General features: G+C 58.5%; 10 protein-coding genes. 7 read left to right on the top strand and 3 right to left on the bottom strand.

Going from position 1 to position 14,354, the window contains the following annotated elements; genetic code table 11:
- Positions 1 to 290 precede the first annotated feature (290 nt).
- From V3C85_RS07735 to V3C85_RS07705, 7 genes are all read left to right on the top strand, one after another.
- Positions 291 to 1,253 carry a TAXI family TRAP transporter solute-binding subunit gene (locus V3C85_RS07735; protein ID WP_331794627.1) on the top strand — a complete coding sequence of 321 codons (963 nt, stop codon included), beginning with the start codon at positions 291 to 293 and terminating at the stop codon, positions 1,251 to 1,253.
- Between the two features lie 152 nt (positions 1,254 to 1,405).
- Positions 1,406 to 4,165 carry a TRAP transporter permease gene (locus V3C85_RS07730; RefSeq protein ID WP_331794512.1) on the top strand — a complete coding sequence of 920 codons (2,760 nt, stop codon included), beginning with the start codon at positions 1,406 to 1,408 and terminating at the stop codon, positions 4,163 to 4,165.
- Positions 4,166 to 4,179: 14 nt separating this feature from the next.
- Positions 4,180 to 4,608: a universal stress protein gene (locus tag V3C85_RS07725; RefSeq protein ID WP_331794511.1), complete on the top strand. Its 429-nt coding sequence runs from the start codon at positions 4,180 to 4,182 to the stop codon at positions 4,606 to 4,608.
- A 61-nt stretch (positions 4,609 to 4,669) separates the two neighbouring features.
- A complete protein-coding gene (locus V3C85_RS07720; RefSeq protein ID WP_331794510.1) occupies positions 4,670 to 5,659 on the top strand; it encodes a carbon-nitrogen hydrolase family protein in 990 nt (329 codons plus the stop codon).
- A 79-nt stretch (positions 5,660 to 5,738) separates the two neighbouring features.
- Positions 5,739 to 8,474, top strand: a complete 2,736-nt coding sequence (locus tag V3C85_RS07715; RefSeq protein ID WP_331794509.1) for an aminotransferase class I/II-fold pyridoxal phosphate-dependent enzyme — start codon at positions 5,739 to 5,741, stop codon at positions 8,472 to 8,474.
- Between the two features lie 14 nt (positions 8,475 to 8,488).
- Complete coding sequence (locus V3C85_RS07710; protein ID WP_331794508.1) at positions 8,489 to 9,949, top strand: biotin carboxylase; 1,461 nt, start codon at positions 8,489 to 8,491, stop codon at positions 9,947 to 9,949.
- Positions 9,950 to 9,956: 7 nt separating this feature from the next.
- Positions 9,957 to 10,952 (top strand): C45 family peptidase, encoded by a 996-nt coding sequence (locus V3C85_RS07705; RefSeq protein WP_331794507.1) that lies wholly within the window; start codon positions 9,957 to 9,959, stop codon positions 10,950 to 10,952.
- Positions 10,953 to 11,185: 233 nt separating this feature from the next.
- On the opposite strand, the gene V3C85_RS07700 is transcribed toward V3C85_RS07705, so the two are convergent.
- From V3C85_RS07700 to V3C85_RS07690, 3 genes are read right to left on the bottom strand one after another with little or no spacing between them, the layout of a single operon-like run.
- A complete protein-coding gene (locus V3C85_RS07700) occupies positions 11,186 to 11,863 on the bottom strand; it encodes an ABC transporter ATP-binding protein (protein WP_331794506.1) in 678 nt (225 codons plus the stop codon).
- Positions 11,860 to 13,065, bottom strand: coding sequence for an ABC transporter permease (locus V3C85_RS07695; RefSeq protein ID WP_331794505.1), 1,206 nt, complete (start codon positions 13,063 to 13,065; stop codon positions 11,860 to 11,862). Before V3C85_RS07695 ends, V3C85_RS07700 begins: the two co-directional genes overlap by 4 nt.
- The gene (locus V3C85_RS07690) at positions 13,065 to 14,219 is read right to left on the bottom strand and encodes an efflux RND transporter periplasmic adaptor subunit (protein ID WP_331794504.1); all 1,155 of its coding nucleotides are present in this window, start codon (positions 14,217 to 14,219) and stop codon (positions 13,065 to 13,067) included. The genes V3C85_RS07695 and V3C85_RS07690 overlap by 1 nt, the downstream gene beginning before the upstream one ends.
- Between the last annotated feature and the right edge of the window lie 135 nt (positions 14,220 to 14,354).

Genomic DNA, 14,354 nt, shown 5'->3' with positions numbered 1-14,354 from the left:
GCCGCGCATATTCGGTTTCGAAGAATGTCCCTGACGGCGCCAGAAGGCACGGGTTGTTGCTGATGTATTGGCCGTTTGGACGAGGGCATGGAATGATCCATGCCAGACGTTTGAAGTTGGTCGCATCAGGCGGCAAGAGGGTGCCCGAAACCGGGCCAGACTTGTCGCACAGGCGCTGATCGGTTTGAGACAACAGGAGGTGACCCAAACAGCCTGCGGGCTTGGGTTGCGACCCAACCGGACACAGATCCGGGGTCGCGCTAAAAAAACATACAAAGGGAGAGCTTGTGATGAAGCACTTTAAGACACTCACGATGGCCGCAACAATGAGCGCACTTGCCGGTATGGCAACGGCGGAAGAGCGGTTCATCACCATCGGAACGGGTGGCCAAACCGGCGTCTATTTCGTGGTCGGCCAATCGATTTGCCGCTTGGTCAATCGCAATACTGAAACCACTGGCCTGAAGTGCACCGCTCCGTCAACTGGCGGGTCGATTGCCAATATCAACGCAATCTCGGCAGGTGATATGGATATGGGCGTGGCCCAGTCCGACTGGCAGTTCCATGCCTATAACGGAACGTCGGAATTTGAAGGCAAGAAAGTCGACAAGCTGCGCGCCGTGTTTTCTGTGCATGGCGAGCCCTTTACCGTTGTTGCCCGCAAGGATTCCGGCGTAGATTCGTTCGAGGCCTTGTTTGGCAAGCGTGTGAACGTGGGCAACCCAGGCTCAGGCCAGCGCGCCACTATGGATGTCGTTCTGGCGGCAATGGGCAAGTCGACTGCTGATTTTGCTTTGGCATCAGAGTTGAAGCCTGCCGAACAGGCTGCAGCGCTTGGCGATAACAAGGTTGATGCCATTGTTTACACAGTGGGCCATCCGAACGGTTCGATTCAGGAAGCCACGTCAACCGTTGACGCTGTGCTGCTGCCGGTCACGGGAGAAGCCATCGACAAGTTGGTTTCGGAAAACCCCTATTATGCCAAAGCTGTTATTCCCGGCGGCATGTATGCGGGCACGGATTCCGATGTTGAGACCTTTGGCGTGAAGGCAACGTTCGTCACATCTTCTGACGTGGCCGATGATGTCGTCTATGAGGTCGTGAAAGCAGTTTTTGACAACTTTGACCGCTTCAAGGGCCTGCACCCGGCCTTCGCCAACCTTGTCGAAGCTGACATGATTTCGGACGGCCTTTCTGCACCGCTGCATCCCGGTGCCGAAAAGTACTACAAAGAGCGTGGCTGGATCCAATGATCTCTGCGGCGGGGGGCGTCTTCCCGCCAACTGCCCATGATTTCATATGAACTTTGCAGGGGCGCGTTCGACCCGGTGCCCCTGCCATTTGCCACAAAGCGCCAAAACCGTGCGCGGACAATCGGCCCGTTTGCGGGCTTCAAGGGGATGCCATGACCGGATCAGATCACCAGCACTCTACCACGGCCACAGCCACGGCGTCTGACCAGGCTGGCCTGAGTCAGGCGGAACTTGACGAACTCGTTGCGTCCTCTGACACTGGGGCGCGCGGAACCAAGGGTGGCGTCGGCGTCTTTCTTATGCTTGTGGCCCTGACTTGGTCGCTGTTCCAGATTTGGATCGCTTCGCCGATCCCTTTTATCCTTGGCTTTGGGGTATTTAACGATACCGAGGCGCGGTCCATCCATCTGGCCTTTGCGATTTTCCTTGCCTTTGCCGCCTTTCCGGCAGCCCGCAGCAAGGTGCAGCTTGGTCTTGGGCTGGCCGTCCCCATCGGTCTTGCCGCATTGTTCATGGTGTCGGCAAAGGACGGCACTGTTGTCTGGTGGATTCCGCTTGTTGGCGTGATCATTGCCGCAGCGGTTTTGATCGGGTCCCCGAAGGACAAGATCCCGGCTTGGGAATGGGCAATGGCTGCCATTGCCGCCGCAGCATCGCTGTATCTCTACGTCTATTACAAAGATATCTCCAGCCGCGTGGGCGCCCCGATCTTGCAGGATTTCGTGGTGGCGGTCGTCGGCATTCTGTTGCTGTTGGAGGCAACGCGCCGCGCCTTGGGCCCGGCGCTGATGATCGTGGCATCGGTTTTTCTGGTCTATACGATCCTTGGCCCCAACATGCCCAGCATCATCGCGCACAAGGGTAACAACCTTTCGGAAATCGTGAACCACCAGTGGATCACCACCGAAGGTGTCTTTGGTATCGCGCTTGGCGTCTCGACCTCGTTTGTTTTCCTTTTCGTTCTGTTCGGATCGCTGCTGGATAAGGCCGGGGCTGGCAATTACTTTATTCAGGTGGCTTTCAGTCTGATGGGACACATGCGCGGCGGGCCGGCCAAGGCAGCTGTGGTCTCCTCTGCCATGACCGGGCTGATCTCGGGCTCTTCCATTGCGAATGTCGTGACCACCGGCACTTTTACGATTCCGTTGATGAAAAAGGTTGGCTTTTCCAGCGAAAAGGCCGGTGCGGTCGAGGTGGCCTCTTCCGTCAACGGCCAGATCATGCCGCCTGTCATGGGGGCTGCGGCCTTTCTCATGGTGGAATATGTCGGCATTCCCTATTTTGACGTGGTGCGCCATGCCTTTCTGCCAGCGGTGATTTCCTACATCGCACTGGTCTATATCGTGCATTTGGAGGCGTTGAAGGCGGGGATGCAGGGGCTGCCGCGGGCCTACACGCCCAAGCCGATCGTGCAGCGTTTGATCGGCATTGCCTTCACCATTGCTGCGATTTGTGCCGTCTCGCTGGCCGTCTATTATGGCATGGGTTGGATCCGCCCGGCATTCCCGGCCACTGCGGGCTATATCGTCTTTGCGCTTTTGGTGGCCGTTTATGTAGGCCTTTTGCGGATTGCGGCAAAGGAAGAGCCGCTGCATCTGGACGACCCGAATGCGCCGGTGACCAAATTACCGCTGCCGGGGCCAACCTTGCGGTCTGGCTTTCACTACATCCTGCCCGTCGTGGTCTTGGTCTGGGCGCTGATGGTTGACCGGTTGTCGCCCGGTCTGTCGGCCTTCTGGGCCACGATGTTCATGGTCTTCATCCTTTTGACCCAGCGCCCTATCCTTGCTGTTCTCCGAGTGAAGGGTGATGTGTTGGCCGAGGCCAAGGCCGGTGCCATTGATCTGCGCGATGGCCTTGTGATCGGTGCGCGCAACATGATCGGTATCGGGATCGCTACGGCTACTGCGGGTATTATTGTTGGTGCGGTCAGCCAGACAGGAGTCGGCTCTGCCCTTGCGGATGTGGTCGAGGTGCTGTCCGGCGGCAATATCCTGGCCATTCTGGTGCTGACTGCGATCTTGTCGCTGATCCTTGGCATGGGCCTGCCGACCACCGCAAACTACATTGTGGTTTCGGCATTGCTGGCCCCAGTTATCGTCACCCTTGGTCAGCAAAACGGTCTGATCGTGCCGCTGATCGCTGTCCATCTGTTCGTGTTCTACTTTGGCATCATGGCCGATGTGACACCGCCGGTGGGTCTGGCCAGCTTTGCCGCCGCTGCCGTTTCAGGCGGTGATCCGATCAAGACAGGCGTTGTGGCCTTCTTCTATTCACTGCGCACGGCCGCGCTGCCGTTCCTGTTCATTTTCAACACCGAGCTTTTGCTGATCAATGTCACTTGGGCTCAGGGGGTCTTTGTCTTTTGTATTGCTACGGTGGCGATGCTGCTGTTCGCTGCCGCGACACAGGGCTGGTTTTTGGCAAGGAACCGCATTCATGAGACAATCGCCTTGTTGCTGATCGCTTTCACCCTGTTCCGCCCAGGCTTTTGGATGGACATGGTGTTTCCGCCCTATCAAGAGGCACCGCCGTCGGAAATCGCGGCCGCAGCCGAGGCGACCCCGGCGGGGGAAAAGCTGCGTATTCGCGTCAAGGGTGTCAACGATTTGGGCGACCCCATCGAGTTCGTAGCCTTGTTAGAGCTTCCAGACGGTGCCAACGGTGAGGAAAAGCTTGCGAATGCCGGACTTGCCTTGCGTCAGGATGGCGACAAGACCATCATCGATGATGCATCCTATGACTCGGCTGCGCAAAAGGCCGGACTGGACTGGGATCAGGAAGTTTTGCGCGTGCTGCGCCCGATTGATGTGCCGTCGAAATACTGGATGTTCTTGCCTGCCCTGCTGCTTCTGGCCGGCGTCGTGGTTTTGCAGCGTCGTCGCGCCACCCCGCAAACCAAACCTGTTTAAAGGGGGACATGCTGATGTTCACGAAGGTTCTGCTGACCGTTGATCTGAGCCACGAGGCATCGTGGAAGAAGGCATTGCCCGTTGCAGCCGATCTGGCCACGCAAGGGAGTGGAGAGTTGCATCTGCTGACCATCGTGCCCGAGATCGGATCTGTTCTGGTGGTGCAGGATCTGGGGGAAGGTTTTGTGAAAAAGGCCATGGCTGATGCTTTGGCAGATCTGAAAGCCCTGAGGAAGACGGCGGCAAACTGGCCACCTGAGGTGCGCGAGCATGTGCGTTACGGAACTGTCCATTCCGAGATTGTCGCAGCGATTGACGAGTTGGGGGCAGATCTTGTGGTAATGGCAAGCCATGCTCCTGATCGTATCCGAGAGTTTCTGGTGGGCAGTCAGGCTGATCGTGTCGTTCGCCGCTCGCCCGTATCCGTTCTGGTGGTGCGCTGAAAATCCACGCATAAGGCTCCGGGCCCTGTCTTGCGGGCTTGGAATAAAGGACCAAACTGATATGACCCCCTTCGCGATTGCCGGAATTCAGATGTATGTCAATGCGTTGCAGCCCAATGTCGAGGGTATGCTGCAGCGCCTTGATATCTTGATGGCGCGCTTTCCATGGACCCAGATGGTCTTGTTTTCTGAACTTGCGCCCTTTGGTCCGCTGCCCCGCCATGCCTTGCCGCTTCACAATGACGCGATCTCGCGCTTTCAAGAAGCCGCGAACCGTCATAATGTCTGGCTCATCCCGGGGTCTATGTTTGAGCGCGCCGAGGATGGCCGCATTTTCAACACCACGACAGTGATCAACCCCCAGGGTGAGATCGTCACTCACTACCGGAAGATGTTTCCGTTCCGCCCCTATGAGGCCGATGTTGCGGCGGGCACTGAGTTTTGCATTTTCGATGTGCCGGGCGTTGGCCGTTTTGGCTTGTCGATCTGCTATGACATCTGGTTCCCTGAAACGACACGGCACTTGACTGCTCAGGGGGTCGAGGTGCTGCTGCACCCGGTTCTGACCGGAACCACCGACCGCGATGCCGAACTGGCGATCGCGCGGGCCACGGCGGCGCAATTCCAGTGCTATGTGTTTGATGTCAACGGCCTTGGGGCCGGCGGCAATGGTCGCTCTTGCGTGGTCGATCCATCGGCTCAGGTGTTGCACCAATCGGCCGGTCAGGAAGACATGTTCCCGATTGAGCTTGACCTTGATCAGGTGCGCCGTCAGCGCGAATTTGGGATCAAGGGGCTGGGGCAGGTTTTGAAGAGCTTCCGCGACCGTGACGTGGAATTCACGGTCTATGACCGGGCCAGCGGGTCAGATGCTTATCTGCATCAACTGGGACCGTTGCAGATGCCGCGTCAGGGCGCTGGAACGCATCCGGTGCAAGACCTGCGCGATACATCCCTCATCGGGGCGCGTGAACATCGGATTGAACCCGCCCTCAAAGGGGCTGATCCCTTGGCAACGGTGCCGATGAAGCCAAAGTCGGTGATTGGCTAATTCGCGCGACGCGCGGGGCCTTTCACCCAAAATCTCCCGCCTTGCAGTCGCAGGGCGGGGAAAAGAGAGGAGCCTGTGCATGCAGTCTATGAGTGACTACTATTCGGCCGTCCAGCTTCGGTCTGACCGGTGGAGCGCTCTTCGCGAGTCGCTGGAGCAACTGACCCGTGACCCGCATGGCAAGAATGCCGCCAAGACGACGGCCAAGATTGCTGATCTGTTCAAGGCCCTGTCACTGATCGAGACCTATTGGGCCTTTCCTGGCACGGCAGTTTTCGAACACATGCGCCGGCAGTTCGAGCATGGCAATCTGACCGATGTTGCCTATTCCGTGCGTCGGGTCACCCGCGCGCTTACAACAGGGGCATACCGCCGGCGATCCATCCCGCTGGAACGCGACTCGATGGACAATGATGAGCATGAGGATGAGGCGATCCTGTCGCCCGAGGCCCGCGCGCTCTCCAAGCCTTATTTCGAAGTGCTGATTGTCGATGACGTGAACGAGCATCAGGAACGGTTCCTGAAGCAATCGATTTCCGCAATGCGGCGCCCAGAAGACAATTTTATCTATGAAGCGGTCGTTGTGCCCTCGTTGCAAGATGCGCTGATTGGGGTGCTGTTCAACCACAACATTCAGGCAATCGTCGTGCGGCCGGGGCTGAAGCTTGAATCCAAAGTCTCGTTACCGATCCTGACGCGCTATCTCAGCCGCGCCGGAGGAGAAAACGCGATGGATGACATCGCGCCCGAGGATTATGGTCCCGAACTTTGCCGCCTTGTAGCCAAGGTGCGACCGGAACTGGACGCCTATCTGGTCACCGATCGTTCGGTCGAAGATATTGCCGGACTCGATTTGGGAATTTGCCGCCGGGTCTTTTACAATCAAGAAGACTTCATGGAGTTGCACCTGAACATTCTGCGCGGTGTGCAATCGCGCTATAAGACCCCGTTCTTTACGGCATTGAAGGAATATTCCAAACAGCCTACCGGCGTTTTTCATGCAATGCCGATCAGCCGCGGCAAATCCATCAGTCGCAGCCATTGGATTCAGGATATGGGCGCCTTCTATGGCCCCAATATCTTTCTGGCCGAAACCTCGGCCACCAGCGGCGGGCTGGACAGCCTGCTGGAACCACATGGACCGATCAAGGAAGCTCAGGAGTTGGCGGCGCGCGCTTTTGGGTCAAAACAGACTTTCTTTGCGACCAATGGCACCTCGACCTGCAACAAGATCGTCGTGCAGGCCTTGGTCAGGCCCGGCGACATCGTTTTGGTGGATCGGGACTGCCATAAATCCCATCACTACGGAATGGTTCTTTCGGGCGCGCAGGTGTGTTACCTCGACAGCTATCCGCTGAACGAATATTCGATGTATGGTGCCGTGCCGCTGAACGAGATCAAGCATCAGTTGCTGAAGCTGAAAGCGGCAGGCAAATTGGATCAGGTGCGGATGCTGCTGCTGACCAACTGCACCTTTGATGGCATCGTCTATAATGTCGAGCGGGTGATGGAAGAATGTCTTGCCATCAAGCCTGACCTGATCTTCCTTTGGGACGAGGCATGGTTTGCCTTTGCCCGTTTCGGCCCAACCTATCGGCAACGAACGGGCATGAACGCTGCAAACCACCTGCGCGAGAAATTGCGTTCTCCTGCTCATGCCAAGGCCTATGAGCGGCAGCAGGAAAAGCTGAAGGACGCTGATGAAGCGACACTGCTGAAAACCCGGTTGATCCCGCCCCCCAAGGCGCGGGTACGGGTCTATACCACCCAGTCAACGCACAAGACCCTGACATCGTTGCGGCAGGGCTCGATGATCCATGTGAACGATCAGGATTTCAAAGGCGAAGTCGAGGCCAGCTTCCACGAAGCTTACATGACTCACACCTCGACCAGTCCGAACTATCAGATCATCGCCAGTCTGGATGTCGGGCGGCGTCAGGTTGAACTGGAAGGGTTCGAATTCGTTCAGCGTCAGGTCGAAGCCGCCATGTCGATGCGCCGTGCGATTTCGACGCATCCGCTCTTGCAGAAGTATTTCAAGGTTCTGACCGCCGGAGATATGATCCCCGACGAATACCGCGAAAGCGGCGTCAGTAGTTATTATGACCCCGAGCAGGGCTGGACCGATATTTGGAACTGCTGGGAAAAGGATGAATTCGTCTTGGATGCTACCCGCGTGACTCTGGCGGTCGGCGGAACTGGCTGGGATGGCGATACGTTCAAAACTCAGATCTTGATGGATAAATACGGCATCCAGATCAACAAGACCTCCCGCAATACTGTGCTGTTCATGACCAACATCGGCACAACTCGGTCTTCGGTAGCCTATCTGATCGAAGTGCTGGTCGAAATTGCCAAAGAACTGGATGATCGTCTGGACGATGCCTCAAAAATGGAGCGTCTGGCCTTTGATCGCCGGGTCAAGAACTTGTTGCAAGAACTGCCGCCGTTGCCAGATTTCAGCCGCTTTCACGACGCTTTCTGCGCCGATCCGGAAACCGGCGAAGGCGATATCCGCACACCGTTCTTCCTGGCCTATGACGAGAACAACTGCGATTATCTGGAACTGAACGGTGGCATTGACGCGGCCATGGACGCCGGGCGCGAAGTGGTTTCGGCCTCTTTCATCATCCCCTATCCGCCGGGTTTCCCGATCTTGGTGCCGGGTCAGGTGGTTAGCCGTGAAATCCTTGCTTTCATGCGCGCACTCGATGTGAATGAAATCCACGGCTACCGCGCCGATCTGGGCCTGCGTGTCTTCACCGACGAAGCGCTGGCCAGCCAATCTTCCAAATTCGCCAAAGCAGCCAAATAAACAGGGGGGCACAAATGTCCAAGAGTAATCTCAAGAACATCTCCGAAATCCGTCGCTTCTTTCATCGCAATGAAGATCCGGTCTATTTTGTTTCGGCCACGAACTTCAATCTTTTGGGGATTGATGAATGGTGCAAGAATTTCAAATACATCTGCTATATCGATTGCTACGATGGGCGCCACCCCAACGTGTTCTGTCCGTCCGAGCAGCCGCATGCGGAATTCCAGTCGATCGAAGAGATCAACAATTATCTCTTGCAGCATAAAGAGGTGATCGATCTGGTCAAACGCCGCGGGGGTAAGCCCAAATTTGTCTTCCTGATGTTTGACGAAGAAACCGAGCGTCTGGCCAAGGAACTGGGTGGGGAAGTCTGGTTCCCCAAAGCCAATCTGCGCACGAAGATGGACAACAAGATTGAAACGGTTCGCGTAGGCAACAAGGCAGGTGTGCCTTCGGTGCCCAATGTTCTGGCCGAGGTAAAGTCCTATGAAAACCTGAAAAAAACTTGTGACAAGGCAGGCATCGGCCATGATCTTGTATTGCAATCGGCGTTTGGCGACAGCGGCCACACCACCTTTTTCATCAAATCTGAAGCTGATTTCCGCAAATACGAGCATGAGATCATCGGTCAGGGTGAGATCAAGATCATGAAGCGGATTGACTGTCGGGGGTCTGCGATTGAGGCTTGCTGCACCTCGCAGGGCACGATTGTTGGCCCGTTGATGACCGAGCTTGTCGGTTTCAAGGACTTGACCCCCTATCGTGGCGGTTGGTGCGGCAACGAAATTCTCGCAACAGCATTTCCGCCAAAAGTGCGTCAGCAGGCCCGTGACCTGACTTTCAAATTTGGCGAGCAATTGCGCAAAGAGGGGTATCGCGGTTATTTTGAGCTGGATTTCCTGATCGACAAGAAGACGGGCGATCTGTGGTTGGGCGAATTGAACCCGCGTATCACCGGCGCCAGCTCCATGACCAATCATGCGGCCTTTGCCCATGCCGACGCGCCGCTGTTCCTGTTCCATCTGCTGGAGTTTTCCAAGGCCAAGTTCCAACTGGATGTGGACGAGTTGAACGCTCGTTGGGCAGACCCCGACATGATCGATAGTTGGAGCCAGATGGTCATCAAATATACTGATGACAATGTTGATATCATCACCGCGGCCCCTCAAACCGGCATCTACAAGATGCTGGAAGATGGTCGGGTGGTCTTTGACCGCTTTGATTATCACCGTCGGGCGGTTGAGGATGAGAACGAAGCCTTCTTCCTGCGCATTCAAAGACCGGGCGACTACCGCTATGAAGGCGCCGACCTTGGCATTCTGGTCACGCGTGGCCGATCAATGACCAATAATTTCCACCTGAATGAACGGGCGAAAAAGTGGATCCACGGGATCAAGTCGCAGTTTCAGGCGCGGCCTCTGCCTGTGGCCAATGCGGGCCCGGCCTTTGCTGATCCGGCGTTCAAAATCATGTAAGGCGGCTATGCAGCTGATTTGGCGCGCAGTGAATGAAGCTCAGCCCGGCCCCAAATGGGCTGGGCTTTTCGCGGAATATTGGCCAGCCTATCGGGCATGGTGGTTGCGCGAAGGTGGTGATGCGCGCCCGACCTATCGAGAATGCCGCTCCGCTCTGGCCGAATTCATGCCAGAACTGATGCCGCTTTATGATCAGCTTTGTGATCTGGCGGGCGGAGGCGATGTTGCGGCGCGGTTTCTGTCGTTTTATCGCCCGCCGCCCTATTTGTCTGGTTGCTCTCAGGCGATCTGGCCCGGCAAAGAGCCAGTTCTGGTGCGCAATTACGATTACAACCCAAACGCCTTTGATTGCCTGTTTCTGCGCAGTGAATGGCAAGGCAGGGCGGTGATGGGCACCTCTGACGGGCTGTGGGGGTTGGTGGACGGGGTGAATGACGCGGGGCTTGCTGTGTCTCTGACCTTTGGTGGGCGGCGCGTCGTGGGCGATGGCTTTGGCGTGCCGCTGATCTTGCGCTATGTTTTGCAGACATGCACGACCACAGCCGAGGCTGCGCAAGCCTTGGCCCGCATTCCCACGCATATGAGCTATAACGTCACGCTGCTGGACCGAAGCCGCGCTTTCTGCACGGTTTATATGGCGCCGGACAGGCCAGCCTCGGTACAACATGTGGCTGTCGCCACCAACCACCAAGAGCGGGTGGAATGGGATGCCCATGCCCGCATGACAGCCACCGTCGAGCGAGAGCGATTCCTGCTGCAACGCCTGACGCTGCATGTCGAGCCAGAAGAGAAATTCATTGGGGCATTTCTGAAGCCCCCGATCTATTCCACCGCCTTCGACCGCGGGTTCGGAACGCTCTATACAGCCGTCTATCGTCCGCGTCTGGGCGCGGCTGAATTACGTTGGCCGGGTGCCCTGTGGCCGCTCAGGCTTGACAGCTTTACCGAAGGTTCACTCGCGATCCAGACCCCAGAACCGGAAACAACACGGTTTCCGGTTTGAGGCAATCTCGGCGTGCGAGCCGGGCAGGGTGAACACATCTTCATCTGTGCTCGGATCATTGTGGGTTTGGCTAACAAGAGCATAAAGCGCAAAACCGACTTGATCGATACGAGGTATGTACAGGCACAGTGCCTGTCATAGATCTTACGGGTGAAAAAGCGTGGTGCCGTTAGAAGAACTGGCGGCGCGTCGCAACCGTCTTGTTTTGGTTTTGCAGATCAAAGGGTCTGGGGCTAGCCCGTCACAACGCCATCGCTGACCACGATCTGGCGCTGACACAGGTTTGCGATCTTTTCATCGTGGGTCGAGATCAGAAAGGTCGTCCCTTCCTCGCGGTTCATCTGCCCGATCAACTCCATCACCTGCATGGCCGACTCGCGGTCCAGATTGCCCGTCGGTTCATCGGCCAGCACCAGTTCGGGGTTGTTCATCAGCGCGCGCGCCACGGCCACCCGTTGTTTCTGGCCGCCCGACAAATTCGCCGTGGGAAAGTCGATCCGATCCGCCAGCCCCATGCGTCTGAGCAGATCGCGGCCCCTGTCGCGTGCGGCGGCCGTTTCACGCCCGGCCTGCACAGCGGTTGGAAAGATCACGTTTTCCAGCGCGGTAAAGTCGGGCAGCAGATTGTGAAACTGAAAGACAAAGCCGATATGGGCGTTGCGAAACCGGGTGACGGCGGCGTCATCTGCGGCAATCATGTCTTGGCCCAACATCGAATAGCGCCCCGAGGTCGGCTTCATCAAGGTGCCCAGAATGGTCAGCAACGTGCTTTTGCCCGACCCGGATGCGCCCAAAAGTGCCGCAACCTCACCCACGTCAAGATGCAACGACAGGCCACGCAAGACCCGCGTCGCGGCCTCTCCGCTGCCATAGGTCTTGACCAGATCGCGAACGTCCAACAGCGTGCTCATTGGCCGATCGCCGTCACCGGATCAACCCGGGCCGCCGACCGGGCGGGCAGGATCGAGGCAAGGATCGCCCCCAGCACCGTCAGGGTGATGGCCAGCCCGTAAGAGCCTTGGGTGATGTCCATCGGCAAGGTGCCCGGACGAAAGGCATCGCGCGGGGGGAATGGCAACAGCGCCAGATAGCCCAAGGCCGCCCCCATCACCCCGCCCATCAGCCCGATCAGCGCGCCTTGTGCGACAAATACAAAAATCACAAAGCCACGCCGCGCCCCCATCGCCCGCATGATCCCGATTTCGGGGCGGCGGCGATAGGTTGACAGCAACAAGGCCGAGGCAACGCCGATCACAATGGTGATCAGGGCAAAGGTCTTCAGAAAATAGCCGGTCTGGGCCTGAGCGTCCAAGGCCTCCATCAGTTGTTCGGCGCCATCGGTCCATGGCACGGCATCCAGCCCCGTCAGCGCCCCGATGCGCAGCGCGGTGGCATCTGCGGCGTTCAGATCCTCCAGTTTGATTTCGATCCGGGTCGCCCCCTGTGGCAGTGCAAACAAGGTGCGGGCCGTTGACAGGCTGACAAAGGCGCGGGCCTCGTCCAGCGCACCATTGCCGGTCTTGAAAACGCCGCTCAGGGTCAGCGTGGCCGTCACCCCGTTTGCGCTTTGCAACCGCACCGTCTGGCCGATCGTCAGGTTCAGATCATCGGCCAGGGGGCGGCCCAGCACCACCAGCCCGGTGCCAAGCCGAACATCGCCCGCAACCATATAGCCCGCAAGATCCAGGATCGCGGATTCCCGCCCCGGCTCCAGCCCGGTCACGCTGACCTGTGCCACCTGCGCGCCGCGTGTCAGAAACCCCGCGCCGTTGATTTGCGGCGATACCGCCCGCACACCCGGCACAGCCTCGATCAGGGGCACCCAGGTTGCAGCCTCGGGCAGGGTGGCCGTGCGCAGCTGCCCCTGTTCGGTCACAACCAGCGCATGCCCCTTGGGCGTGATCAGCAGGGGGGGGGCTTCGGCCTCGGCCTCGATGGTGATATGGGACATATCGCCCACCGTGCGCGACAGGATGAATTCCGCCAGCCCACCAATCAGCGCCGACATGAAAATGAAGATGAACACACCCACCGCAACGCCCGTCACCAACAGGGCGGTTTGTGCCTTGTTTGCGGTCAGATAGCGGGTTGCGATCTTAAGGGCATACAGCATCAGGGGTGATCCACGACAACGGTCTGACCTTCGGCCATGCCGGCAACATCGACGATCACCGTGTCGCCCGCGTTCAGCCCCGAGGTGACGATCAGACGCGCGGCAGGCCAGTCCACCACCGTCACCGGGCGCCGTTCGGCAACACCATCGCTGACCACCAGAACGGCCCCGCCGCCGTCAACCAAAGCGGTGCGCGGCACCGTCAGTGCGGCGCTGCGTTCCTCCACGATGATATTCGCGGCCACGCTCAGGCCGACAGGCGCCGAAACCGGGCTGTCAAACCCGATCTTGATGGCCAGCCCCCCCGTGGCCGCATCGACGCGGTTCGACACAAAGCTGACATGGCCCTGATGCGTGGCGCTTTCGCCCGCCAGTTGCAGCACCGCCTGTTGGCCCATGCGGATCTGCGTTGCATAGGCCTCGTCCACATCGGCCTCGACGACCAGTGTGCCAAGGTCGGCCAAGGTCAGCAATGCGGTCGAAGGCCCGACGATCTGGCCCAATTCGGCATCCAGCGTCAGCACTGTGCCCGCCACCGGCGCGCGGGTCGTATAGGTTTCAAGCACGGTCTGCGCCTGTTCCAGCAGGGCCGTCAGCCGCGCCACCTCTCGCTCGGCCGATTGCAGCGCATAGGCATCTGCCTCCAGCGCCGTTCGCGTCACATTCCCGCCCAGCGAAACGGACCGGTCATAGGTTTCTGACGCCTGTTGCTGCACCAGAATGGCGGTATCCAGCGCGGCCATGGCCTGCCGGACCACGGCGTTCTGGGTTGCGGCATCAACCTGTGCCAGGATCTGATCCTTGGCCACCAGGTCGCCTTCGGCCACGGGCAGGGCCGTCAGGCTGCCGATCACCACGGATCTGACATCAACCGATTGCAGCGCCGCCATCCGCCCGTTGACAGCCAGCACGCGGGTGACCGGGGCAGGGGCCAGGATCTCGACCAAAACGGGCAGGGGCTGCCCCATCCACAGCTGCCAGATGCCAAAGCCCGCGCCCCCCAGACCCAGCACCCCGGCCAAGGCCCAAGCCCAAAGACGACGCTTTCTGGCAGGCGGGGGCGCCGCCGGGCGCAGCGCCGGAACCCGTGCCACCCCTGCTGCATCCGCTGGCGCAGGGCCGGGGCTTGGCTGTTTCTGCTTTTCTACGATCAACTATTGTCCTTTGGTGCAATCAATTCTGCATGGGTGGGGCTGACACCAATCCAACCGCAATCGGGCAAGCATAAGACCCAATGGGCGTCTCGCCTTGATATAGATCAGCGACGCATCTGGCCCCGGTATGGCATC

Source organism: Pseudotabrizicola sp. L79 (assembly GCF_036553525.1).
GTDB lineage: Bacteria > Pseudomonadota > Alphaproteobacteria > Rhodobacterales > Rhodobacteraceae > Pseudotabrizicola.
Note: the sequence above shows the minus strand (reverse complement) of the source record. Positions and strands in the feature narration are given on the sequence as shown.